The organism is Celeribacter halophilus, assembly GCF_900114135.1.
In the GTDB taxonomy this organism is placed as follows: domain Bacteria; phylum Pseudomonadota; class Alphaproteobacteria; order Rhodobacterales; family Rhodobacteraceae; genus Celeribacter; species Celeribacter halophilus.
This window is the reverse complement of the sequence record NZ_FORY01000024.1, coordinates 1-24,492: the sequence shown is the minus strand read 5'-3', so window position 1 is coordinate 24,492 and position 24,492 is coordinate 1. Positions and strand designations below refer to the sequence as shown.

The 24,492-nt window shown below is 54.9% G+C and carries 22 protein-coding genes; 2 read left to right on the top strand and 20 right to left on the bottom strand.

Annotated features, from left to right (window positions below; genetic code table 11):
- Nucleotides 1–4 precede the first annotated feature (4 nt).
- From BM152_RS16595 to BM152_RS16560, 8 genes are all read right to left on the bottom strand, one after another.
- The gene (locus BM152_RS16595) at nt 5–1,144 is read right to left on the bottom strand and encodes an ABC transporter ATP-binding protein (protein WP_066605390.1); all 1,140 of its coding nucleotides are present in this window, start codon (nt 1,142–1,144) and stop codon (nt 5–7) included.
- A gap of 15 nt (nt 1,145–1,159) precedes the next feature.
- Nucleotides 1,160–1,825 carry an ABC transporter permease gene (locus BM152_RS16590; RefSeq protein ID WP_066605389.1) on the bottom strand — a complete coding sequence of 222 codons (666 nt, stop codon included), beginning with the start codon at nt 1,823–1,825 and terminating at the stop codon, nt 1,160–1,162.
- A 574-nt stretch (nt 1,826–2,399) separates the two neighbouring features.
- A complete protein-coding gene (locus BM152_RS16585) occupies nt 2,400–3,407 on the bottom strand; it encodes an Ldh family oxidoreductase (protein ID WP_066605388.1) in 1,008 nt (335 codons plus the stop codon).
- A gap of 94 nt (nt 3,408–3,501) precedes the next feature.
- Nucleotides 3,502–4,152 carry a DUF3726 domain-containing protein gene (locus BM152_RS16580; RefSeq protein WP_066605387.1) on the bottom strand — a complete coding sequence of 217 codons (651 nt, stop codon included), beginning with the start codon at nt 4,150–4,152 and terminating at the stop codon, nt 3,502–3,504.
- Nucleotides 4,149–5,840 (bottom strand): hypothetical protein, encoded by a 1,692-nt coding sequence (locus tag BM152_RS16575; protein WP_066605386.1) that lies wholly within the window; start codon nt 5,838–5,840, stop codon nt 4,149–4,151. Before BM152_RS16575 ends, BM152_RS16580 begins: the two co-directional genes overlap by 4 nt.
- Nucleotides 5,841–5,944: 104 nt before the next feature.
- Nucleotides 5,945–7,489: a BCCT family transporter gene (locus BM152_RS16570; protein WP_066605385.1), complete on the bottom strand. Its 1,545-nt coding sequence runs from the start codon at nt 7,487–7,489 to the stop codon at nt 5,945–5,947.
- A gap of 73 nt (nt 7,490–7,562) precedes the next feature.
- Nucleotides 7,563–8,549 (bottom strand): membrane dipeptidase, encoded by a 987-nt coding sequence (locus tag BM152_RS16565; protein ID WP_066605384.1) that lies wholly within the window; start codon nt 8,547–8,549, stop codon nt 7,563–7,565.
- The gene (locus tag BM152_RS16560) at nt 8,549–9,997 is read right to left on the bottom strand and encodes an aldehyde dehydrogenase family protein (protein ID WP_066605428.1); all 1,449 of its coding nucleotides are present in this window, start codon (nt 9,995–9,997) and stop codon (nt 8,549–8,551) included. Before BM152_RS16560 ends, BM152_RS16565 begins: the two co-directional genes overlap by 1 nt.
- A 110-nt stretch (nt 9,998–10,107) precedes the next feature.
- On the opposite strand from BM152_RS16560, the gene BM152_RS16555 reads away from it, so the two are divergent.
- The gene (locus BM152_RS16555; protein WP_231730549.1) at nt 10,108–10,989 is read left to right on the top strand and encodes a LysR family transcriptional regulator; all 882 of its coding nucleotides are present in this window, start codon (nt 10,108–10,110) and stop codon (nt 10,987–10,989) included.
- A 189-nt stretch (nt 10,990–11,178) separates the two neighbouring features.
- On the opposite strand, the gene BM152_RS16550 is transcribed toward BM152_RS16555, so the two are convergent.
- From BM152_RS16550 to BM152_RS16505, 10 genes are read right to left on the bottom strand one after another with little or no spacing between them, the layout of a single operon-like run.
- Complete coding sequence (locus BM152_RS16550; protein WP_066605383.1) at nt 11,179–12,591, bottom strand: FAD-binding oxidoreductase; 1,413 nt, start codon at nt 12,589–12,591, stop codon at nt 11,179–11,181.
- Nucleotides 12,592–12,603: 12 nt separating this feature from the next.
- Nucleotides 12,604–13,422 (bottom strand): phytanoyl-CoA dioxygenase family protein, encoded by an 819-nt coding sequence (locus tag BM152_RS16545; protein ID WP_066605382.1) that lies wholly within the window; start codon nt 13,420–13,422, stop codon nt 12,604–12,606.
- A gap of 3 nt (nt 13,423–13,425) precedes the next feature.
- Nucleotides 13,426–13,851: an ester cyclase gene (locus BM152_RS16540; RefSeq protein ID WP_066605381.1), complete on the bottom strand. Its 426-nt coding sequence runs from the start codon at nt 13,849–13,851 to the stop codon at nt 13,426–13,428.
- On the bottom strand, nt 13,848–15,254 hold the full coding sequence (locus BM152_RS16535) for an aromatic ring-hydroxylating oxygenase subunit alpha (protein WP_066605380.1): 1,407 nt from the start codon (nt 15,252–15,254) through the stop codon (nt 13,848–13,850). The genes BM152_RS16540 and BM152_RS16535 overlap by 4 nt, the downstream gene beginning before the upstream one ends.
- A 10-nt stretch (nt 15,255–15,264) precedes the next feature.
- On the bottom strand, nt 15,265–15,843 hold the full coding sequence (locus BM152_RS16530; RefSeq protein ID WP_066605377.1) for an aromatic-ring-hydroxylating dioxygenase subunit beta: 579 nt from the start codon (nt 15,841–15,843) through the stop codon (nt 15,265–15,267).
- Nucleotides 15,843–17,438 (bottom strand): ABC transporter permease, encoded by a 1,596-nt coding sequence (locus tag BM152_RS16525; RefSeq protein ID WP_231730548.1) that lies wholly within the window; start codon nt 17,436–17,438, stop codon nt 15,843–15,845. Before BM152_RS16525 ends, BM152_RS16530 begins: the two co-directional genes overlap by 1 nt.
- Complete coding sequence (locus BM152_RS16520; protein ID WP_414835854.1) at nt 17,435–18,247, bottom strand: ABC transporter ATP-binding protein; 813 nt, start codon at nt 18,245–18,247, stop codon at nt 17,435–17,437. Before BM152_RS16520 ends, BM152_RS16525 begins: the two co-directional genes overlap by 4 nt.
- Nucleotides 18,231–19,223 (bottom strand): ABC transporter substrate-binding protein, encoded by a 993-nt coding sequence (locus tag BM152_RS16515; RefSeq protein ID WP_066605369.1) that lies wholly within the window; start codon nt 19,221–19,223, stop codon nt 18,231–18,233. The genes BM152_RS16520 and BM152_RS16515 overlap by 17 nt, the downstream gene beginning before the upstream one ends.
- A gap of 20 nt (nt 19,224–19,243) precedes the next feature.
- Nucleotides 19,244–20,212, bottom strand: a complete 969-nt coding sequence (locus tag BM152_RS16510) for an ABC transporter substrate-binding protein (RefSeq protein WP_066605367.1) — start codon at nt 20,210–20,212, stop codon at nt 19,244–19,246.
- Nucleotides 20,212–21,174 carry an isopenicillin N synthase family dioxygenase gene (locus BM152_RS16505; RefSeq protein ID WP_066605365.1) on the bottom strand — a complete coding sequence of 321 codons (963 nt, stop codon included), beginning with the start codon at nt 21,172–21,174 and terminating at the stop codon, nt 20,212–20,214. Before BM152_RS16505 ends, BM152_RS16510 begins: the two co-directional genes overlap by 1 nt.
- 157 nt (nt 21,175–21,331) lie before the next feature.
- On the opposite strand from BM152_RS16505, the gene BM152_RS16500 reads away from it, so the two are divergent.
- Entirely contained in the window at nt 21,332–22,243 is a 912-nt protein-coding gene (locus BM152_RS16500; RefSeq protein ID WP_074914496.1) for a LysR family transcriptional regulator, read from the top strand.
- Between the two features lie 143 nt (nt 22,244–22,386).
- Here the strand turns inward: BM152_RS16500 and BM152_RS16495 are convergent, their stop codons facing one another.
- Nucleotides 22,387–23,439 (bottom strand): tartrate dehydrogenase, encoded by a 1,053-nt coding sequence (locus BM152_RS16495; RefSeq protein WP_066605362.1) that lies wholly within the window; start codon nt 23,437–23,439, stop codon nt 22,387–22,389.
- 385 nt (nt 23,440–23,824) lie between these two features.
- A partial coding sequence (istB, locus tag BM152_RS16490; protein WP_074914492.1) for an IS21-like element helper ATPase IstB occupies nt 23,825–24,492 on the bottom strand: 668 nt, incomplete at its 5' end.

The following is a 24,492-nucleotide window of genomic DNA, read 5'->3' as shown; positions in this document are numbered from 1 at the left end:
CTGCTCACGTCAAACCCTCCGTCGGGGTGTCGCGATAGGTTGCGCCCAATTGATGAGAGATGGCGCGTTGGGTGATGAAACCCTTGAAAAAACCGTCATCATCGACACAGGCCATCCATGTCATGTCATGACGGAACATTCGCGACACCGCCGTGCGCAAATCGGCATCAACATTCACCGTGGTCGGCAAAGCCTGATAATGTTCTTCGACCGTGCCGGAGGCCTCCACAACATCGTTGAGATGCAAATAACCGCGCGCACGCCCACGCGGCCCCACCATGACAATATTCTTATGGCCGGCCTCCTTCATCATATCGCGAGCCGTGGCGACGTCATCTTGGGCGCTCACACGGATACGGCCACTGAGCATGACATCAGACACTTTTAACAGGCTGAGGCGTTTGAGCGTGCGGTCAGAGCCCAAAAAGCTTGCGATAAAATCGTTGGCCGGACGCGCCAAAAGGTCGTCAGGGCTGTCGAATTGTTCGAGTTTACCGTCTCTAAAAATCGCAATCTTATCGGCCATTTTAATCGCTTCGTCGATGTCGTGGCTGACAAAAGCGATAGTTTTGCGCAGTTCCGTTTGCATTCTCAAAAACTCGTCCTGGATGACCGCCCGGTTGATGGGGTCAATCGCACCAAAGGGTTCATCCATAAGCAATACGGGCGGGTCCGCCGCCAATGCACGGATCACGCCTACACGTTGTTGTTGGCCACCAGATAGTTCTTTTGGGAAACGTTTGAGAAAAATACTGGGATCAAGGTTCACCAGATCAAGAAGCTCGGCGGCGCGCTTACGCGCTTTGCTCCGTTCCCAACCCAGCAGATCAGGAACAATGCAAATATTGTCCTCGATTGTCATGTTAGGGAAAAGACCTATTTGTTGGATCACATAGCCGATGGATCGACGCAATTCGACCGGATCAATCGTGTCCGTATCCCGCCCCGCAACATGTATTTTACCACTGGTTTTCGGGATCAACCCGTTGATCATTTTAAGTGTCGTTGTCTTGCCGCACCCAGAGGGGCCAAGCAGAACACAAATTTCACCTTTGGCCACTTCAAGCGACACTTTGTCGGCCGCCATGACGGTCCCGCCATTTGGTGTTTCAAAAATTTTGGAGAGTTTTTCCAGTTTGATCATAGCGTATCCAGATATTTAATGGCCACCCGCAGGTGCGGAGGAAGAGGCAGGTGTAAGGCGTTTTTGCAGCCAAAGAAGGAAGTAATCGCTGACGATGGCCAAAAGAGACACCATTAAAGCGCCGGTGATGAGCTGCCGAGGGTCGGATTGAGAAATGCCGCGCGAAATAAAGGCGCCCAGACCACCTGCCCCGATGTATGTAGCGATTGCCGTAATACCTATATTCATGACAACCGCGATCCGCACGCCGGCCATGACAACAGGGATCGCCAAAGGGATTTCAACACGACGTAGGCGTTGTATGGGGGTCATGCCCAATCCCCGCGCAGCTTCGCGCAACGCCGGATCCACATTTGTGATCGCCGTGTAAGTATTGCGAATAATCGGCAGTTGCGAGTAGAGCAACACGGCAATCACGGCGGGCATATATCCCACGCCTTGACCAATCAGCGAGAGCACCGGTATCATCAGACCAAAAAGCGCGATTGACGGAATCGTGATGATGATCGCAGCAATATAGAGCACGATATCCGCTGCTTTTTGGTTGAGCGTGATCAGGATGCCAACAGGGACCCCGGTCACAATGGCCAGCCCGATTGCCACACAAACAATCGACATGTGTTGGACAGTTCTCTCGAAAATAAGATCGAGGTTTTGACTGATGAAAACCAACGTCTCCATATAAAAGCTCCCCTGATGGCGTGGCGCGATGTAGTTGCGCTCTGTTGTGTCACAATTGATTGTTACACACTGGTTGGGGCGCTTTCGCAAAAGCGACACAAACTGTCAAATAAACGACAATGGAAATTTTATGTTTAAAAACAATTAGTTGTATTATATATTTTACGATCAATATTTGGGCAATTCAAAGTAATTTAGGAAAGTGAGTGGTTTTCGCGCAATTTCCACCAATGACATCTAACGTTCCTATGCAGGTCAGCCTGGCAACGTGAACTCGGCAGACGCTTAGCTATGTTGTTTTCTAACCACTCAGCGACGTCTGTATGCTTGTCACGATAGCGGTCTGTTCTCCACCGTTCGAATATGATGATGAAGACTGTCCGTTGATAAATCATGTGCACAGCGCAACCGGCGGCCATTTCCCCAAGATTATTTCAACCTCGAGCACAGAGACCGCCACCGGTGCGTCAGGGGCCTCGTCACATGTCAGAGGAGGCAGTGGGCGAGAGTGACAAAAATTAAGTTGCAACCCACGCAACCAACAGCCACTCATACACCGAATACACTGTCATCTTTAGAGCAGCGCCCGAACCTTCTTTAAAAGCAAGGTATCGATCGCGACACCATCTTTTGAAGCTTTTTCGCGGTTGCTCTGGCGTCCATCCCCGGGCAAACGAGCACCATCTTGTGTGCGGATGGAAGAAATCAAGTCCCGCAAGCGGCCTTGGAACTCGTCACCTGAAGTTGATACAGGATCAATAGCAATGAAGAACTGTCCTGTACGTGGAGGGCCTCCCGCAGTTCCGGAGAACGGGCTTGCGGATGTGCCAAGGGTTGCCCCAGTCATAGCAGCCGCCATCAACTCAACCATCAACGCGATCCCTACCCCTTTATATCCGCCCGAAGGAACCATCGAACCTTTAAGACCAGCATGAGGATCAGTTGTGGGTTGCCCGTCTGCGTCTAACACCCAACCTTCCGGTACAGATTTGCCTTCGCGAGCATGTTTCATCACTTCGCTTTTCGCGATGGTGCTGGCCGATTGGTCAATCAACACAGCAGCGTTGCCATCAGGATCAGGAGCGGCAATGGAAAACGGATTGGTTCCGACAACCGGTGTTTTGCCGCCAGAGGGCGCAATCGAGGCCGGCGCATTGGTAAACCCGATGCCCAACAGCCCAGCTTCTGCCAGGCGGCGAGTGTGTACGCCCAGAACCCCGCAGTTGTAGGAATTATTGATTGCCAAAACGGCCACGCCCATCTCGCGAGCAAGTGGCACAAGGGCTTCGAAACCCACTTCAATGGCAGAATGTGCAAAACCTGTGCCCGCATCTACTGTGATAACCGCAGGCTTCGGCTGTCGCAGCTCCGGCTGAGCCTGCCCATCTACCTTCCCACATTTCACATGTTCTGCGTAGATGGGAATATAAGCCAGACCATGAGAAGAAATGCCATCGGCTTCTGTTATCGCAGTTGCTACGGCCAGAGGGCGCGCATTTGCTTCTGAAGTGCCCGCATTGACGAGCGCCCGATATGCAAGGTCTTCAATTTCAGTAAGCGAAAGGATTTCTGTAGTGGCCATTGTGGTATCTTTCGGAGTGGATATGTTGGTATTTGCTGGCTCCGCTATGTAAAACGGTCCATAATCTTTGACGTAAGGCGTGAAGAGAACAGTATTAATCGTTGTCATTCAGTCCTGCTCCTGCCCCCCTCAGACGGCTTTCCTCTGTCGCTGGCGCGAATGTGCGATGCGCGAATATGGCGAGGCGGTCCCAGTCTTCGGGGCTGACATTGGCACGAATAACGGGTTTACGGTGCCCGATCATCTCGGCAGGCGCATAGAACGTCACGCGCTCGGCAAGGTTGATCGTCAATTTCTCGGTGTCTCCTTCCAAGGAGAGATGATGCCCGTCTGTGGTTAGTTTTAGCCCGTCCCAAGCAACGGCTACAGGATTTTGAAGTCGCAAAGCAGCTCCCCCCATGAAAGGAACAGCGAGAAGCGGCACACACAGATGCTCCATTGTGATCGAGCCGCGTTCCATAAGTTGTACCGCACAATCGCTAAGCGATGCGCCCGCGATCAAAGGGCTCAAGCGCCCTGAAGGTGCGCGCCAGAAGGTTGCACGCAAGGAGACCGGCGATACATCCACCAAAGGCAAACGATCATTCATTTCCAAAAGCTGGGCAAGAAGTGCGGCTCCGGGCAAATTGAAAGCCGACAGCCAGCGCGTGCCTTTTGCCGCCTCCTCAGCAAGCCCCCAGGAAAGCCCGGACCCACGCGCAGCGCGTTTACTCATGGCTTCGATTTCGTTCAAAGAATGGCTCATGCGCTCACCTCGTCTAAATCAGGATAGACCCAATAATCACAGTTTTCCTGCGTAAGTTCAGGTGGCATAGGTGCATTGCCATAGAGGCAGATTCTCACCCAGCGATCAGAACGCGGATCGAACTTGGTCGCTCCAAAAAAGGCGAGTTTACAGCGCAGCATGTCGATCGGCATAATCTGGTCGGAAATCGTATTGTCGCGGATTTCTGCATAGGGAGCGCGTCCGACAATCTGACTGCGGCGCACCGAATGGCGATGTTCCGGATGACGCAGCAGAAAATTAGCCACTGTGGCATCGCTCGGCCAATGCGCAAGGCAAGCATAAAGCTCTGCAGCATCTCGACCGGGCGCAAGGGGTTGTTCAAACGCTTCAATAGGTTCTTTGAATCGCTCTCCAAGTCTTGGTTCCAGTTTTTCTTCAGACACATACCAGGCACGCGCCTTGTTCGCCGGCTCAGCCCAGTCGGTCTCAATGGCCCAGCCATAAATATTTTCCAAAAGAGAACGCAATTCTCCAAGGCTCATCTTACCTGCAATTCGGAAAGTTGCGGTATTGTCAGCAGCCATAGTCTCAGCCAGAGAGTCGACAATCTCCCCGTAGGGTTCCAAGAGCAAAGATACGATCCATTCCTGTCCTTCCGTGCTCAGGTGAGCCTCGGCCCAGCGATATAGGGCATCCCAAGCATATGGGGCCGCTAAATCCATTTCCGATAAATAGTTTTGCAAACGAGTAGTGTCGTCACGTAGCGCTTCGAGCTTGGTCACCTGAACAGGGTGCCCGGATCGCCAATTCCCCAATAACTGCAGGTTGCGTGCAAAAAGTGCACGGAACAGGGCAATAGCTTCGGGCGTTGCATTTTCGACCGAACGCACACGGCTGAGAGCGGCTTCCCGCGCTGCAATCCAATTGTTGAACAATACGGGGTGATTCAAGAGAAAGGGCGCCATACCAAGCCCTGTTGAGTTGCCTATCCCGATAGAGCGGGCGATCGCACTGTCAAGATTCGCGGCAGTGTTGCCTGCTTCTGCCGCTTGGCAATCCGCCATGTGCTGTACGAGATCCCTGACAAACCAGCGTGTCAGATAGACCGACAGCATCTCAACTTGAAACGGAACAGCGAATTCCGGCCGGTCCGCAATCATTTCACGGTCTGCTGCACCGAGTTTGCCTGAACCGTAAACCGCAGTTGTCCGCATCAAATAGCCAACCCTGTCAATTTGGTCCTGCGAAGGCTGATGACCCGCGGCCAAAGCACTCACCACATGATCCCAAAGCCGGACAGATCTGTTGGCGCGCGATACAGAAAGCTCTGTACTGGTCACACGCCCGGCCTCTTGAAGTGGAATATTTTGCGCCAATCGAGCGATATCTTTGGGCGTCGGAATGCCATCAAAGAGTGTGAATGTTGCGTCCCACGCTTCTGCGATAACCCGATCCGACCGTTTTTCATTTGGCAGATTATGGGCAAAGGCAATCAGAGAATAGGCATGGTCCGGTGCGTAGGCGGTATAGACTGCATGGCCCTCACCTCGGTCATTTATATGAAATTCCGTCTGTGCAAAACGCCATTTTTCACGGGCCATACGACGAGTTAAAATGCGCATGAAGGACAGGCGTGACTGGTGAAGTGAACCGAGGCGAACAAGGCGCATAACAGTATCGGGATCACGCAGAGGAACATTCATCATTTGGTCAGACCTTTGCAGTGTGGAAGCGTAGTGAATTTCCATGTTTTGGGGGTGGCGCAACAAGCCGAATAGGAAGCCCGGGCGCTAAACGCGCCCGGAAAAACTTAGTCCTTTTTCCCTTTGGCAAGCGTGATGCGCAGGGCATCCCACAAGGAAGGAAGCAAAAGGAGAGACACAGGAACGGCTGTCACAACGATAAAGCTTTGCAGCTTGGACACGCCGCCAGAGCCCACAGAGATCAGGATAATCGCCATCACCCCCATCGCAATGCCCCAAAACACCCGAACCGGCACGGAAGGCGTTTCATCGCGGCTCATGACCGAAGCGATCATATAGCTCATCGAGTCGCCTGTCGTTGCCACGAAAATCGTGGTTAGGATCAGGAACAACAAGGACACAAGAAAGCCCATCGGCAGGTTCGAAGTGATTGCCAAAAGCGCTGCCGGAAGATTGAAGCCTTCAAACGCTGATGAAACAACGCCCGGCTCGGCCAATTCCATCGCAATGCCCGTTCCACCCACAATTGTGAACCAGAAGTTAGTTACAATCGGTGCAATGATCGAAAGCATGATAATGATCGAGCGTATAGAACGTCCTCGCGATACACGTGCGATGAACATTGCCATTAGCGGGCCATATCCCATGAACCATCCCCAAAAGAAGACCGTCCACCAGCCGAGCCAGCCCGGCGCACCAAAGACACCAGCATCCCCGCGATAAAGCGCCATATCAAAGAAATGGGCAATGTAGCTCGTAAACCCTGTGAAGAACGTGCTGAAGATAAAACCTGTCGGCCCGGCAAGAAGCACAAAGACAAGCAGCACTGAAGCCAGAATGACGTTAAGCTTGGACAGGAATTGAATACCGCGAGAAAGGCCGGTCATGGCCGAGATCGTATAGATTGCCACAAGGCCCCCGATGACGGCGAATTGTGTGGCAAAGACATTCGGGATACCGAAAAGCTCCGCAAGCCCATAGCTCACCTGTAGTCCGAGAAAGCCGATCGGCCCCACGGTCCCCGCCACAACAGCGATGATGGAGGCAGCATCCGCAATGATGCCGATAGGGCCGTGAATGGCTTTGTCGCCAAAGACCGGATACAACAGCGTACGCGGCGCGAGTGGCAGGCCTTTTTCATAATGGTAATGCATCAGCATGATCGTGGTCAGAGAGCCGAGAATGGCCCAAGCCAGAAAGCCCCAATGCATAAAACTCTGAGCAATAGCAGGGGTCACGGCTTCGGGCGTCCCGGATTCGGCCCCAAAGAGCGGCGGCGACGAGAGAAAATGCGCAATCGGCTCACCTGCTGCCCAAAACACACCACCTCCCGCCAGAAGCGTGCACATAATCATCGAGCCCCACTGGAACGTGGTGAATTCTGGTTTTGCAATATTACCCATGATAGCGCGCCCGCCAGGCAGAACGCAGAGCAACAAGCCGATCAGAAAGGTCGCCAGCAGCAGAAATTGCCAATAGAGACCAAAATAGGTCGCTGCGATGTTAAAGCTCCAATCGACCGCCCTGGAAAGGGCGTCGAGATTAATTAGAGCAGCCAGGCAGAAAAGGGCGATAAAACCGCCGGAAATTACAAACACAGGGATATTTATTCGCTTTCCCTGAGTTGTGTTGGTTTGCGATGTTTCAGTCATTTGGGTCTCCTGTTGGGGGGAGGTGGACGCGGTTTTTTGTGCGTCCGTTCTTGTTTTGGATTCAGTGTTCAAGTTATGTTGCCGAACCTGGAGCAGGACCGAAGTTGTCTTTGAAAAAACGATACCAGTTGCCGCCCATGATACCCTGCACCTCGGCCTCACTTAGGCCGGTGGCACGCAGGCCCTGTTCAATATTCGCAAAATCACGGTTGTCGGCGAACCAATCGGGCATAGGTGGAAAGCCCGGTGCGGACTTTGAACCTTCGCCATAGTCGATTTCTTTGGTCCAACGACCGACACGCATCCATTCGACAACGCTATCAGGTTGATCTTGGCAAAGATCCGTACCGATACCCAAATATTCAGCGCCATAACGTTCAGCGCTACGCGCGATCATCTCGCAGAACTCTGTCAGGCTACAGTCAGATTTGTCTTTCAGGTGGTGCGGATAGGTGGAAAACCCCAACATACCGCCGTTTTGCGTAACTGCGCGGATCACATTATCGCGTTTGTTGCGCAGCGCTGGTGCCCACTCATAAGGATTGGCGTGAGTGATGGCGATAGGGCGTTCAGAATACTCTGCAGCCTCAATCGTTGATCGGTCTCCAGAGTGGCTCATATCAACCACAAGGCCCACTCGATTCATTTCGCGGATAACTTGTTTACCCATGCGGGTGAGGCCACCATCTTCGGCTTCATAACATCCGGTCGCCAAAAGGGACTGATTGTTATAGGTGAGCTGCATGAAGCGTGCGCCAAGCGTATGTACAATTTCTACCAGATCGATATCGTCCTCGATCGGGCTCGGGTTCTGAAAGCCGAAAAACACTGCCGTGCGCCCAGTCGCGCGAGCAAGGTCGATATCGGCAGCGGTCAGACCTTTGACAATCAGGTCTGGATATTGTTCGAACCAACGGTTCCATTTCTCAAAATTGAGCACGGTTTCACGGAAGTTTTCGTGGTATGCGATGGTGACGTGAATGGCATCCACATCACCTTCGCGCAGCTGGCGAAATATTTTTTCAGACCAGTTGGCATATTGAAGTCCATCGATCCGCATCAGACTGGCCCTGCGCTGATGTAGGCGGTTTTGACCGTCGTGTAGAATTCCGCAGCCGCTTTACCTTGCTCGCGTGAACCATAAGAGCTGTCGCCGCGGCCACCGAAGGGCACGTGATAGTCCGTACCCGCAGTCGGCAGGTTAATGGTCACAACACCTGTGCGCGCGTTGCGACGGAAATGCGTCGCACGAGCCAAAGATTTGGTCACAATACCGGAAGTTAGGCCGAAATTTGTGTCATTCACGACGGCCAGAGCTTCGTCATAGCTGCCAACCTTGATGACCGAAGTGAGCGGAGCGAACATTTCCTCGCGGTTGATGCGCATATCATTGGAGGTATTCAAGAACACACCCGGCGACATGTAATAGCCTTCTGTCGGCATATTCAGCCGTTGCCCACCACAGGCCAGTTCAGCACCTTCCGACTGCCCGAGCGCGACATAGGAAAGATTTTCATCCAGTTGTTGTTCGCTGACGACGGGACCCATTTGCGTGCCCGCTTCAAGCGCGTGCCCGACTTTCATGGCTTGTGCACCAGCGACCAGCTTTTCCACAAAAGCGTCGTGAATACCTTCATGGACAACAAGGCGGGAAGAGGCTGTGCATTTCTGCCCTGTGCCGCCAAAAGCACCGCCAAGAGCTAAAGTCACCGCAAGGTCAAGATCGGCGTCATCCATAACGGCCAACGCATTCTTGGAGCCCATTTCCATTTGAACTTTGGTCAGGTTCTGAATGGCGGCCGCTGCAATACTTTTCCCGACAGGTACAGAACCTGTGAAGGAAACTGCATCAATTTCAGCGCTTTCGACCAGACGTTGCCCCACGCTGCGGCCGGCTCCCATTACGAGGCTGAACAGGCCTTTGGGGATATCCTGACGGTTGATAATCTCCGCAAGCGCTACCGCCGAAGCTGGCGTGATGTTTGCGGGTTTCCACACCACAGCATTGCCGTAGCACAGCGCCGGCGCAATTTTCCATGATGCTGTTGCAGTGGGGAAATTCCATGGGCTGATGATCGCTACCGTCCCGACGGGTTCACGGCGCACATCGATTTCAACCCCCGCACGAACGGAGTCGGCATTTTCACCCAATTGGCGCAGGCATTCCCCAGCGTAGTATGTGAAAAATTGCCCCGCGCGATAGACTTCACCTTTGCCCTCCGCCAAAGGCTTACCCTCTTCGCGCGACAACAATGTACCAAGCTCTTCAGCTCGGGCCATAAGCTCATTGCCAATAGCCATGAGCACAGCTTGCTTGCGCTCCATTCCATAAGCCGCCCATTCAACCTGTGCGATCCGCGCCTGCGCCAAAGTCGCATCAAGTTGTTCGCTGCTGGCCTGTGCAAAAAGTCCAATGAGATCGGACAGATCAGACGGGTTGCGATTTTCTATTTCGCTTTCGCCTATCTGCCACTCTCCGGCGATGAGGTTTTTGTGAATCTCGGTCATGGTTTTCGCCTCGCAAAACATCTGATTTACTCCTTATGGACATAGTCGTTTCATTCAGGCAAATTTAAACTTCTTAAATATATTTCAATTTTTCTGAAATGGAGTTCCCTATGCTAAAAATCGAGATGCTACGCGGCTTTGTTGCGGTGGCACGAAACGGGAACCTGAGCGATGCCGCGGCTGAGCTTGGACGAACACCGTCAGCGGTCTCCATGATGCTCAAGCAAATGGAGGAGCATCTCGGCGAACCATTATTCGAGACAGACCGCAAGAACCGACTAACCCCGTTTGGCATTTTTGTCTTGGATCAGGCCGAGCGTGAGTTACAGCATTTCAATACAACGGTACGCGCCATTGAAGGCTATGCGAATGCAGTCTTCGGATCTGTTCGTATAGCCACTGTTCCCTCTGTTGCGGGGACCATCATGCCTCAGGTTTTTTCGCGATATTTCAATTCTTTCAACCAAGTGGACATAGAACTGCGAGACATTGACTCCCAATCCATCGTACATGAGCTGTCCCGCAACAGGATTGATCTCGGGATCGCAACGCTCACAAAACATATCTCGGGCTTGCACAGTCAAGTGCTCATGTCAGATGCTTTTGGAGTCATATGCGCCCCCGACCATCGCCTCGCCCGATCTGCCGACCCGATTGAATGGGAGGCCTTGGCAGAAGAAAGCATTATTGCGAACAGTCTGTCAGAGCATATCGAAGCCCCGGCTTCACGTCAGCTTCACACAGCAGCTCGCCTAAAGGCCCATAATGTAGTCTCCATTCTTGGGATGGTGCGGGCCAATATTGGCGTAACCCTACTTCCCAGAATGACACTTATGGCGTTTCGACCGGGCGAGTTGGCATTTCGACCTCTCGCCGACGAATCAGCCCGCCGAGAGTTACACCTCTTGCGAAAAGCAGACGCGACGCTCTCTCCTGCAGCCCGCTTGATGGAACAGCAAATCCTTGAAACGGTCGCATCGCTTCAGGCTTGAGCAAAATCACACTGACCTTGAACTTGGTTGGCAATCCAACTTCCCATGCAGAGAGCCGGAGGATGCAGAAACACAGACTGATACACGGGCAGACAGGTTAATTTTGTCCCCGAAGTCGCCGCTATGTCCGATCCGGAAATGCACTGCCTCACGAAATTAACGCCAGAACCCTGAATTTCAGATGTTTTTCTATGAGCTTCTCCGCTGTTGCATGTCAGGAAAGCTGTACATTTCGTCATAGGTCCAATCGGGATCATGCCATGAAATCATCTTGCCCGGATTAAGGAGCCCTTTGGGGTCGGCTTCAGCTTTGAATTTCAACTGGCGCTCATCTGTGGATTGGCGCCCGCCCTCTTCCAGCGTGTAGCGGTGTGGGTTGAAGATCATCGCGCCGATCTCTTCATGAGCAGCGACGATCTCGTCGAGCCGAGCTTCAGAAGTAAACTTCACCATAGAAAGTCCTGTGAAAATCGGGCGCCCATGCTCACGGGTGACTTCGAGATGCGTGATGACCTCACCTTCGAATTTCCTGCGCATGGTCTCGACCTGTGCGCGTTTTTCGTCACCAGCAAATCGGATTTGCAGGTAGGTGATCGACGGGTCCACCTTCAACGCCCGCAGGGTGGTATGGTTCCAGCTATACTCAAACACATGGCCGGGGCTGCGCGCCCAATCGGACTGGTCAGAGCGATAAATCAAACGTGCGGACGGCGCGTTGGCTTCCAGAAAGGCCAGAAACCCGTCCATGCTCTGCGGAGCGACCATAAGGCCGACCAAATGGGTGCCTGCCGAGACATAGGGCTGCACCCGTTTAAAATAGGCATGTGCCGTGGGTGCCTCGAACACAGAGGCCAGTTTCAGAAGGATACCGTCTTCATGGGCAACATCATCGGCACAGGCCATGGCATCTTCGAACGTATCGAAAGCCAGAAATACATCGCACCACTCATAGGCAGGCGCCAACGGCATTTCAATTTCGGTGATGATCCCGTTGGTTCCATAGGCATGGCTCACCCGCGCCATATCCGCACCGGTAATATCCATGACACGCGGCTCTTTTTCCATCGTGATCACACGGATGCGAAGAATATTTCCGAAGTCCCGCAAAGACCCCCAATGCACCGATCCGATCCCGCCCGAGCCGCCTGCGATATAGCCGCCGATGGTGGCGGTGGACCATGTTGAGGAAATCATCCGCAATTCCTGCCCGCTCTCTTCGCGACACGCCAGATCAATGTCTTTGAGCAGGCAACCCGGCTCCACCACGACACGGCCCGTAGAGATTTCCTTAATCTGCGCCATGTTCTGCATATGCATCACACAGCCCCCCGCCAAGGGCATCGCCTGCCCGTAATTGCCGGTCCCAGCCCCGCGCACCGTCACAGCTACGTCATGGGCGTAACACGTCCTGAGCACCTCGATCACCTCTGCCTCATTGCGCGGAGAAACGACAAAATCACCACAGACCTCATCGAGCCGAGCTTTCAGAACCGGTGAATACCAAAAGAAATCGCGGCTTTTCTGACGCAAAACATTCGGGTTGGTATCGAGGTCGAGATGGGAGAGCGCTTGGCACGCAGCGGCAATATTCGAATGCGTCATATGAATCTCAGTTCAAGTGTTGGAGGTGATGAGAGGGAATGCGTCGCTGATGAGGGATGCGCCAGTCCGGGTCGCAATCGGGTGATGGTCCCAAAATTGTGCCACGGGCCAGTTGCGTGGCGAAAACACTGTATCAGGATGAGCGTAGCGGATCGAAATGCGACGGAATGTATCTGCGCATTGGCCACCCGCCGCGTGCAAAGTGCGACTGTCCATCAGGATCGCATCGCCACGCTTTGCTGGCGGTGTGATGACGCGCCATGTATCAGGATCGGCCTCAATATCAGGCACAGGTTGCAACACCTGTTTTTGCCCTGCCAAAGTGGCATTCCCCGCGGAAAACTCCACCGGACCATACATGACTTCGCTATGGCTTCCTGCCGCGACCTTGAGACCCACTGGCCCCGGCGGTGTGTCGAGTGCGATCCAGATGGTCAAAAACCACGGTTCCAACGGGTGATAGGGGTGATCCTGATGCCAAGGCGAAATCGTCCCGGCCCCGCGTTCGGAATAGAACCATTGATCTTCCATCAAGATCACGTCTTTGGTGCCAAAGGCCTGAGCTGCCAAACGCGGCAAAACACCTTTGTGGGTCAGATCATAGATAACGGCATTATCTGGCCAGCGAAACAATTCCGATTGAACCAACGGCGCGCCCTCGGGCGACAGGGTGCGAAATGTCGGGCCCGGCGTGGCCCGACAGGTTTCGATCGCCACGTTCAACGCGTCACAAGCCGCGCCCTCCAACACATTTGGAACGAATGCGTAACCATCATCCCGCAATGCAGCGGCAATATCCATTTTTGAGGAGGTGCGATCTGTGACAATCATGGCTTATCCGATCTTCAACACGCCAAGCTGATCATAGACCGACAGGCCGTCCCACATGGACCAGCACTCCACGATCTTACCGTCTTTGAGACGCAATAGGTCCATGCCTGCCATAGTGATGTCTTTGCCCGTGGCCGCGACATCACCGTAAGGTCCGATATGCTTGCCGGTTGTGGACCAGTTCAGGACAACCTGATCGCCTTCAGCGACAAGATGGTGAATGGTTGTTTTCTGATCGGTGAAGGCTCCGAAATAGCGATCCACGTCCTCACGCACCACATCAATGGCCGTGCCATCGAAATCGGTCATATGCACTTCGGCCTCGGGCGACCAATAGATTTCGATCGCGGATTTGTCCCCCTTGCCCCACAGGGTTTCATGATAGGTGCGAACAATCTCTTTGTTTTTCTCTTCGAGAGACAGCGTCATGATGTTTTTTCCTTTTTCATTTGACGTTTTTTTATGATTTGCATGAAACGACTGTCCTCCAGCCGTGCCCGACGGACCTTGGTCGGGATGGGTTTGGACATGAGACGTTTCCACTCGGCCAGATAGGCGCGCATGGGCGCTTCGGACGCGACAGTGCCTGTGACCAGCCCGTCTTCGTCCACCACATCGCCGGCTCCTGCGCCGCGGGAAATGTCGATCCACTCCTCCTCATCGACACGCAGCCCTTCCTGAACGCGTTCGAACATCTCGAAGTCATCCGGCGTGCCAAAGGACAGGAAGTCTTCATCCACACGCAGACGCATGAGATCGACCTCCTCTTCGGCTTCGGGAGCCATGGAAAGGTAGAAATTCACCTTGGTCCGGTCCGGTGCAACGGGTTCGGGCACCATGATCTGGTTGCCGACGAAAATCAGGTTCGGGAAGATCGACAGGTTGATCATATCCCCCGTCATGAGATCGAACATCTCCTGCGCTTCATGGCCTTTTTCACGCAGGCTCTCTTCCAGATCGTCACGCGTCGGCAAGGGGCGCATCGTGGACCACGGTCCGTCGGGAATCCCTGGACGCTGATCGACCACACAATGGCCATGTCCCAGCGTTTTGGACACCATCGGCGTGGCCGCAGGATTGCGGGCCAGAACCGTATCCGTATCTGCGGACTTCCCCAATGTGTTGTATGAGGCATGGGCAAATGTCGCGTGGATACCGTCGGCTGCGTTGTCCCAAGACATTTTCCAGTTTCCGGCAAACTCCTGCACCACCTTGCGCCGCTGTACTTTCATCTTGCCCTTAGGATAGCGTGCCACATGCAGATCAAGCCATGGCCCCGCCGCACCCAGCCAATCATCCACGGGGATCGGATCAGCGGCCAAAGTGCCGAAGATAAAGCCTGCCCGTTCTCCAATGGCGACCTGACCAAGATCAAAGGGGCGCTCGTAGAGCTTGTCATAGCTGTCAGGGACCGGGAGGTTGGCAATCCGTCCGTCCAGGTCAAAGGCCCAGCCATGATAGGGGCAGACAAAGCGTTTCGCACAGCCCGCTTCGCTCGGCACAAGGGTCGTGCCACGATGCGTGCAGCGGTTGATCAAACCTTTGATCTCACCATGTTCCGTGCGCACGATCAGGATCTGACGTTTCCCCATCTGCCGACGGACGTAGTCTCCGGCCTCGGGAATTTCGCTTTCATGCGCCAGAAAGACCCATGTGCCGCCAAAAACCCGCTGCATCTCCAGATCGAAAAGCTCCTGATCCGTATAGACCGAGCGATGAAGCAATTCATCCCGCACCAGATGGTTCATGCGGTCTGTCATATCCGGCCCACGTGCAATCACGGCATCGGGGCGGGTTGGATCATCGGGTGCCTTTGAAAGAGGTGTGGTCATGGGATGTCCTTTAAATAATCCAGCCGAGATGCGGCGTTGACAGCGCAAGCTCTGGCAGAATGAGTGTTTTGGAGGTGATGAGGAAACCTGCCCCGTTGCGCTCCAGAGACAGGATTTCGCGCCCCGTGAGTTTGACCGGCGCACCACGGCGCACATGCAGCAACGCGATTGGGGCCGTGGCGATAATTTCCGTGCCCACATCCCATGCTTCGACCGCACCGATCTGGCGGATCGTCAAAGGATCAGGAGCCACCACAGCCCAAGCCTGCGGATCGAAGAAATGCGCCACACGTTCAGACAGCCTGCGCCGGTCATCATAGATCAGAGCCTGATCCTTTGCTGGATGGTCATCGGGATGAACAGGCACCCAGAATTGCATCTCGTCCGACAGCATGGCCTGCCATTGCTCGAACGCGCGCGCATCCAGAAGGCGGGCTTCAGCGGCCAGAACCGGTTCAATTTCCGCATTCAAGGCCTGTTCGGATAGGGAAGCCGTTCGGGTGAAGATCAATCGTCGCACCATCGCGTCATAGCGGTCATGGACCCGTTGCACGGCAGCGGTTTTCTCGGATGAAGCGGTCACAGCCATCAGCGCACCTGTTCCGGAGCGTAGATTGTCAGAACCACCCGTTCGAGCGCACCCACGGCCGCATAGGCCAGAGCAGACAGTCCAGTGACGGCTGCAATAGAAGAGTAAAGCATGTTGTAATCCGAAGTTGAGGTTGTCAAAGCCATGAGATTGCCGATCCCTGTGCCGGTCGAAAGCCATTCGGCCACGGTCACCGCGAGGATGGCTGCGGGAACGGCCATACGGGCCGAAGCGAAAAACGCGGGCAGCATGGCGGGCATCCGCGCCAAGAACAGTGTACGCAGCGGCGATGTGGCAAAACTGTTAAACACATCCAGAATTTGTCCCGGTGCCTGTCTGAGCCCCTGCAAGCAGGCAATCAGGGTCGGAAAAAAGATCATCACCGCCACGATGGTGATCGTGCCTGCCGCACCACGACCAAGACACAGCACGATCAGCGGCGCAGTCGTCACAATCGGGATTGAACGCAAAGCAATCGACACCGGAAGGACAAGTCCGGCAAGGTTCGGCATAAGAACGAAGACTCCTGCCAGAACCGCGCCCAAGAGCAGCCCTGCCAGATAGCCCGGCACAGCAAAGGCCATGGTTTCCCCCATCGCCTCCCAAAGAACGAGGCGATGTTCCAGAGCCTTGGGCGAGGTCACGAGATAGGACCAGACATCCATCGGGCGCTTGGCGAAAAAGCTGTTGACGTCGAAAAGCTCGAACAGCCCCCACCACAGGACCAGCACAGCCCCCAGCGTCATAAACCCGAGCCCACAGGTTTTGAGCCATTTCGCCCCACGCCCTGCCCCGTCATTTTGTGCCGGGCTGGCCATGATGATGCTCGGACGATCAGGCCAGAGATATTTGCCGATCCCGCCCACAACCAGATAAGCCAGAATGGACACAAGCGAAGCCACCGTTGCCAGGGCCCAAGTGGCTTGCACATCCAGACTACGCATAGCCTGAATCGCCAGAACGCCCATGCCCCGTTCGGCACCGGTAAACTCACCCACCATCGCGCCCAGAAAGGCGGCTGGAGCCGCGATTTGCAGGCCAACCACGAGATAGGGCAGCGCGGCCGTTGCCCGCACAACGGTCAGCTCTTTCCATCGCCCGTGCCCGAAACTTGCCACCAGATCGAGCCATGTGGAAGGCGTTGCGCGCAGCCCCACAACCGTTGGCACAAAAGTGGTGTAATAGACGGCTAGGGCCGCCAGCGTCACTTGCGGACCAAGGCCCGGACCATAGAGAACCCGCAGGATTGGCCCCGTCGCGACCAAAGGCAGACAGAACACGACCAACGCCAAGGACTGCACAAGGTTTTCAAAACGCGGCACCAGAACGACGACCGCCGCAAGAGCGATACCGGCCAGATTGCCCCAGACAAAGCCCCACATCGCCTCGTAGAGCGTGACGGAAAGGGCGCGGAGCATCAATCCGCTGTTGTCGATCAGGTAGCGCGTCACATCGACAGGACCGGCCAGAAGATATGTGCTTGCCAAAGCGCGGGCCAGAATTTCCCAGCCCACCAGCACACCGATCAGGGAGAGAACCGCCATGGTCGCACGCGGTGCAACAGTCATAAGAGGAGCGCGAAGAGACAGGGTCATTCTGCGGCAAACCTTCTTCCCGCACCTTTGTTGTCGAACAGGATCTCGGAGACCTCATGTTCGACCTGACGAAAGGCGGCGCTGTCGATCATGCGCGCTGTGCGCGGACGCTCAAGAGCCACATCAATATCCGCAACAATCGTGGCCGGCCGTGCGGAAAGGACCAGAATACGATCCGACAGCAACACCGCCTCGCTCACCGAGTGGGTCACAAGCAGGGTTGTTGCGCCCGGTTTTTCCCAAAGTCGCGGCAATTCCAGATTGAGCCTGCGCCGCGTCAATTCATCCACCGCACCGAACGGTTCATCCAGCAGCAAAAGATTGGGTCGTGTCGCCAGACAGCGTGCAATCGCCGCTCGTTGACGCATCCCGCCTGATAGGGCTGCGGGACGTTTGTCTTCAAATCCGGCAAGACCCACGCGGGCAATCAAATCATCCACGGCGGTCTTGTCTGCCGGTTGTCCGGCCAGCTTGCGCGCCAAAGCCACATTGCTGCGAACAGTGCGCCACGGCAAAAGCGACGGGTCTTGAAAGGCGACGGATAAAGTGCCCTTCTTACTGGTCATACGCGGGCTCTCCCCCGCAATGAGGACAGAGCCCTCAGTCGGAGTTTCCAGTCCGGCCACCATGCGCAACAGGGTCGACTTGCCACAACCCGAGGGGCCTACAAGCGCAGTCGTCGTGCCCGAAGCAAAGGTCACATCGGTCGAGGCAAGCGCCTCGACCTGTTGTGCGCCGTGTCCAAAGACCTTTCGTAGGCCATTGCATACGACATCCGGCGGCTTTGGCAGGTCAGAGGGCATTTCCATGCACCTCTTCGAGCAGCGACCGGTCCCAGAGTTCTTCTGAAACAGTCCGCCCGAGCAAGCCAAGCGTCTCGATATTCGCCGCCACCGTCTCTTCGGTAAACCATCCGAAGCCTTTGCTTTCCGTCAGGTCTGAATACATCAGCCCGACCTGTGCGGCGGCCTGAATTTTCTGGGTCTCCAGATCAAGACCGCTGTCAGGGAACATCTCGACCGTCAGCGCCGCTGCCGCATCGGTGTCTTTTTCATAATCCTGCCAACCGCGCACCTCGCCTTTGAGAAGTGAAAGCAATGTCGCACGGTCGTTCTTGATCGCGTCCTCTGTGGCGATGTAGGTCTGCGAATGCACCGCATATCCGAAATCAGCCAGAAGCATCACGGTGTTCTCCACCCCCGCGACAGTCATCGCCACCGGAAGATCGGTTTTCCAGCAGAGCAGGCAATCGACCTGACCGCTGACAAGAGGGGCAGCGTCATATTGGGTCGGCACCACTTCGATCTTGTCGATGTCCACTCCGTTGATTTCACACAGCGCCTGCAACACTGGCATGTTCGAAGTCGCCATGCCGATAGATTTGCCCTCGAGGTCTTTCGGCTCGTTCACCGGATTGGCTGGAAGAGAGGCAATGGAAAACGGGTTCTTCTGCATCGCCACGGCAATGATTTTGAAGGGTGCGCCCTGCTCTACCGCCGCTGCCGTATAGTCGGCTGCCGAAATCCCCATCAACGCTGTGCCGGAGACAACCGGAGGTTCCACCGGCGCGTTCGGACCGCCGGATTGCAAGGCAACCTCCAGACCTTCTTCACTCCAATAGCCTTTGTCGAGGGCGATATAACTGCCGCCAAACTGGACCGAAGGCAGCCACGACAGTTGAAAGTTCACCGCGGCCTGGGCCCGCAGGGGGCCAGCAAGAGCCAGCCCGCCAAAGGCGGCGGCACCTTGAAGAAAACGGCGTCTTGGGAGTGTGAAGTGCGTCATTGGCTTGTCTCCTTGTGAGATCATTTGCTGGGGAGGAACGTCAAATCATAGGCTTTGGTCGGGTCGAGCGTCTCCGCATAGACGCCGGCCGTTTTCATCGTCTCGGCAAAACTGTTCCAACGGGCCGCATCCATGCTGCCAATGGGCAGGTCGCTTTCACCCGTCACCATGTCGAGCCCAATCATCTGGGACATTTTGAAATCAAACAGAGCCGCAGAATGGTCAGGATTGGCTACCATCACCGCCTGCTTGGCCGGTTCATAGTCGCCGTCAATGCAGGCGCGCCAGCCTTCTGCGGAAGCCGCAAGAAAAGCTTCGACTGCCTCGCGATTCTCGTTCAGCCATTTGGACATGCCGAAGACCGTCGAGGCATAATCCTGATAGCCATAGTCCGCCAAAAGGATCGACACGGGCGGCTCATTCATCTCCGCGCCGAGCAAAAAGACATCTTCGGTCACATACCCCTGCTGAACCGCGCGCTTATCAGCCAGAAACGGAGCCGAGGAATAGGCGTAGGGACGTAGCTGCTCGTCGCTGAAACCATGTTCTGCCTTGAGGAATTGCCAGAATTCCGTGCGAGAGAAATTCGCCACCATGATCTCGCGATCTTTCAGATCAGCGAGCGTCTCCACCCCCTGCCCCGGATGCGCCACGAGGCTTTGCGGCGATTTCTGTAAAAACGCGGCGATGGTGACGCCGTCAATGCCTTCTGCCGCCATATTCATGGTCGTAAAAGACGACCCCATTCCCAAATCGACCGCACCGCCAGCGACAAGGATCGGCACATTTGTTTCCGGCCCGCCAGAGACCAGCGTCACATCGAGCCCGGCCTCTTCGTAAAGCCCTGTAGCTTTGGCTTGGAAAAAGCCGCAATGTTCCGCCTGTGGCAACCAGTTGAGGTTATAGGTCAGCGGCGTGAGATCAGCGGCCAGCGCTGGTCCCGCCAGCATCGTAGAGACCAGCAAGAGCGGTCGTGCAAAATAGCGCATTATTCGGTCTCCGAAAGTTCGTGTGAAGCTTTGATTTTCGACATGATGTAGTCGCCGCATGTCACCGGTTGATACATCGCCGGACTATCGGCGCTTTGGCAGCTCGGCAGGCAGGCAACTTCCGTGTGTTCGTTCGGCCCTGTAAAGGCCACCATCGACAGGCGGCGGGTCGAACCGGTCAAATCGCGCGGAGGGTTGGACACGCGATGCAAGGTCGAACGCCAGCGGTTGTTCGTCCAGCGCGCCAGCAAGTCTCCGACATTGATCACGAAACTGTCGGGCACCACCGGAGCTTCGCGCCAGACACCTGTGTCATCGCGCACTTCCAGTCCGCCCGGTGCCGCATCCTGACGCAAAATCGTCAACGCCCCGTAATCATGGTGTTCGCCATAACGCAGCTGGCCGGGCTTCGGAGGAACAGGTTGGTCCGGATAGTTCACGAACCGCAAGGTGAGTGAGGGATCGCTGTAATCATCTTCGAAAAACTCTTCGGGCAAATCCAGCGCCAACGCCGAAAGACGCGCCAGATGACGGCTTAGCGCATTGATCTCGCCGGTCCATTCCTTCACGAGCCCCGCCAAAGGGGCAGGATAGTCCGGCCAGAAGTTCTTGCTCTCAGGGCGGTGCGGCGCAGCATAGACCAGCGCCTCGCACAAATCCGGTGGGGTTTCGCCACTCAACGTTTTCGCAACACTCTCGATCCCGATGGGAAGATAGCCCCGCCCCTTGGCCTGTTCCGGTGGGGTGTAGACGGTCTTTTTCTCCATAGGTTGGTCGAAAAATTCCGTCATCGTTTTGTAAAGCGTCTCCGCCAATTCGAGCGGAACACCATGTCCGGTGATGATAGCAAATCCGGTGTTTTCAAACGCATCTCCGAATTCCCGTGCGACCCGCTTTTTCGCCTCGGGATCTCCCCCCAGAAAAGGCGCGATGTCGACGATCGGCAGATTGAATTCACTCATCTTGCTGTGCTCCGCATTTGCTCAAAACTTGATCTTGCCCAAAGCTAGGAGCGCAAAAACGATGGCGACGAGCGTCTTTTTGTTAGCCTAGCGTGCGCAAAAAACGCACGCTCATCACGAAATCAGCCAGAACCACCAGAAAACAAAGGCCGCCACCGTGTTGCACTCCAGTCTCCTGAAGCAAATCGATGAAATCGCGCGGAGCGGATCGATTAGATCAGCGGCAGAGGTGCTTAATGTTTCAGCGTCTTCAATAAACCGCCGCCTCATTCAACTCGAAGAAGAATTCGGGATGCCCCTGTTTCACCGTCACCGGCAAGGCATGGCTCTGACCGCCGCGGGTGAAATTGTAGTGGCCCATATCCGCGAAACCCTGCGCGACCATGAACGGATGCATCACCGGCTTAAGGAACTGCTTGGCACTCGGGAAACGCAGGTGCGCATCTCGGCCATGCATGGTCTTGCCTCCGGCATTCTGCCCAGACTCATCCGGAAGTTTCGTGAAGAGCATCCTGAAATCCTGATCACTGTGCGCGCCCAGACCACAACCGGCGTCGAGGCTGATCTCGCCATGGGTGTAGCTGATCTAGGACTCTCCTATGCCTATCCAAGCGGGCAATCCATTCCCGCCACCGCGATCTTCCCCACCCGCCTCGGTGTTGTAGTTGCCGCCAATCACCGCCTTGCCAAACGTTCCGATCTTCGCTTGATGGAAGTCGCGGCATTTCCCTTAGCCATCGCTGACGAAACCATGACCATCAACCACCTGATCAGTGACGCATTTTCAACGGCTGGCATTGACCTGCACCCGACCTATAAATCCAACTCTGTCGAACTGCTGAAATCCATGGTCCGTGCAGGAGAGGCGATCACCTTTCTCAGTCGGATTGATGTGGATGAAGACCTCCGCGCCAATCAACTCGCCTATGTGCCCGTGCTCGGGCGCGAGTTGAAAAACCACGAACTGCGCCTCGGTCATCGGCAAAACAGCGCACTGGCTACACCTGTGACCCTATTCGAAGAATTCCTGCGCGCCCACATTTCCCTGATCGAAACACCGTGGGTTTAGTGGACCTGTCCGATTTTAGTTCCGTTCTTTTTTGAGCAATAATTGCTATGAAGGAGATAAAGAATGGCAAAGAAATACACAGACGAGTTTGGGCGCGATGCCTGTGTCCCAAATCTCCTTCAACTTTTTGCGAAGTCTTTGGGCTAAACGCACTCCTCGATAGCTACCAAAATCTCTGCAGTGATCTCCTCTGTAACGTTTTGACTATGCTGGCTTCCGATACCACGACTAGTACACATTTCAATTGCGGCCAGCACTGCATCCGCGGCAGACTTCTCACCAATATGATCAAGCATCATTGCGCCCGACCATATTGCTGGGATTGGGTTTGCGATGTTTTTTCCCGCAACATCCGGAGCAGAGCCATGAACAGGTTCAAACATAGATGGTACGCTGGAATCAGGACAAATGTTAGCAGAGGCAGCAAACCCGAGCCCCCCTTGAATGGCTGCGCCCAGATCTGTCAGAATGTCTCCAAACAAGTTGGACGCAACAACAACATCTAGGCTTTGAGGTGCCATCACCATCTTGGCGCACATTGCGTCAATGTGCATATGGCTCACTGTCACATCCGGATAGTCTTCGGCGACTTCCCGTGTCACTTCATCCCAAAATACCATGGAATATTTTTGCGCATTCGATTTGGTCACAGATGTTAGATGATTGCGACGTGAGCGAGCTTGTTCAAAACCAAAACGAATAATTCTCTCCACACCTTTGCGGGTAAACACCGAAACCTCCGTTGCGACTTCGTTATCCCGACCTTGATGTACACGCCCTCCGGCACAGGAGTATTCGCCTTCTGTATTTTCCCGGATGCACAAAATGTCAAATGCCTCGCTTTTTAGTGGCCCCTCAACACCCGACAAAAGTCGGTGCGGGCGAATATTGGCATATTGATCAAAGGCTTTCCGTATTGGTAGCAAAAGCCCGTGCAGCGACACCGCATCCGGCACTGTTTCTGGCCAGCCTACAGCGCCTAGATAAATTGCATCAAATTTCGACAGTTGCGCAATGCCATCCTCTGGCATCATAACGCCATTTTTTAAATAGTAATCGCAAGACCAAGGAAACTCTTCGCTTTCCAGATCAAAGCCAAATCGTTCGCCTGCTTTGTACAGCACCTCCATCGTTGCATCGGTTACATCCAAACCGATACCGTCACCGGGAATTAATGCAATTTTATAGGTTGTCATTGTTAATATTCCTCATCCTAATTTTGAACAAGCACCTTCAAGATAACGCTTCATTGCACAATGGCCTCGGGTGTATAGGGCGGTTACAAATTAGACCAAGGTAGCGTCGGCATCGTGTGAACCCTGCTCGGTCGCCTCAACCCGCCATTTATGGAACGGCTGGACGCTGTCCGTGCGCGCATCCACACTGAAGCCTACATTGCCGCCACCGAGCACCTGTCAACGGCGGAGTAAAATCAGACCATTGGGCGGCGCAAAAGTAGGCCACTTTGGTGTTGTGCGTGACGGGTGCGCAGAGCGCAGGCGGCCAGTCAACCGCGCTCCCCAAATAGCTGGCGGTTGACTGGCCGTCTTGGCCCGTGAGGGCCAAGCCATGGATTTTCGATCAGGGGGTTTTGGTGGCTTTTCGCGCTTGGCTCTGAGCCAGGCGATAGCTCTCGCCATTCATCTCGAGGATGTTGACGTGGTGGGTCAACCGGTCGAGAAGCGCGCCGGTGAGGCGCTCGGTGCCGAAGGTTTCCGTCCATTCATCGAAGGGCAAGTTGCTGATGATCAGCGTGGCCCCACGCTCGTAGCGTTGTGAGATCAATTCAAAGAGCAGCTCGGCCCCGGTTTTGGAGAGAGGGACAAAGCCCAATTCGTCGATGATCAGCAGTTTTACGTTGGCCATCTGTTTTTGAACCCGAAGCAGGCGGCGCTCGTCACGCGCTTCCATCAGTTCGTTGACCAAGGCTGCGGCGGTGGTGAAGCTGACCGTCATCCCTTTCTGGCAAGCGGCAAGCCCCAGGCCGAGGGTGACATGGGTTTTGCCCGTGCCGCTTGGGCCAAGGGCGATCACGTTCTCACGCCGCTCGATCCAGTCGCAGCGCGCCAGCTCCAGCACTTGCATCTTGTTCAGTTTGGGGATCGCCTTGAAGTCGAAGCTGTCGAGGCTTTTGGTGGCCGGGAACTTGGCCGCCTTGATGCGGCGCTCGACCATCCGTCGCTCGCGATCGATCAGCTCCAGTTCGACCAAGCGCGTCAGGAACTGGACGTGGTCCAAGCCCTCGGCAG